Source organism: Lactobacillus sp. UMNPBX4, from assembly GCF_002554115.1.
GTDB lineage: Bacteria > Bacillota > Bacilli > Lactobacillales > Lactobacillaceae > Lactobacillus > Lactobacillus gallinarum.
In genome coordinates this window covers 1-359 of record NZ_PCZF01000148.1, presented here as the reverse complement: position 1 = coordinate 359, position 359 = coordinate 1, and the positions used below count along the sequence as shown (strand labels likewise).

General features: G+C 33.1%; 1 protein-coding gene. It reads right to left on the bottom strand.

What is annotated here, in order from left to right; translation table 11 throughout:
* The coding region (locus CP355_RS10130; protein ID WP_143468971.1) for an ECF transporter S component at positions 1 to 359 on the bottom strand (359 nt) is incomplete at both ends.

Sequence of the window (359 nt, the reverse complement as noted above, 5' to 3'; positions counted from 1 at the left end):
GTTGTCCAACCATACATGAATCTTTGCATAAACTAGTACGAAGACTGTTCCAACAATTACACCTTTAATAAGATTGAATGGCAATACTCCGTATAACACTAATTGACTTAAAGGTAAAGTTAATTTCATACCTAACACTGCCATGTATAATGGTGTAATCACTAACCAGTTACCTATAGATAACCAGAATGTCAATGAGATAGTTGATACAACAATCGCAATAATGTATCTCTTCAAGTCATGCTTTTCATGTAAGATATAATACATTGGCAAGCAAATTGTTAATGTAGCCAATAAATTAGTTCCAACTCCAATCAAACTTGCGATTGATGGACCGGTAATCAAAAAGTATAGAACTG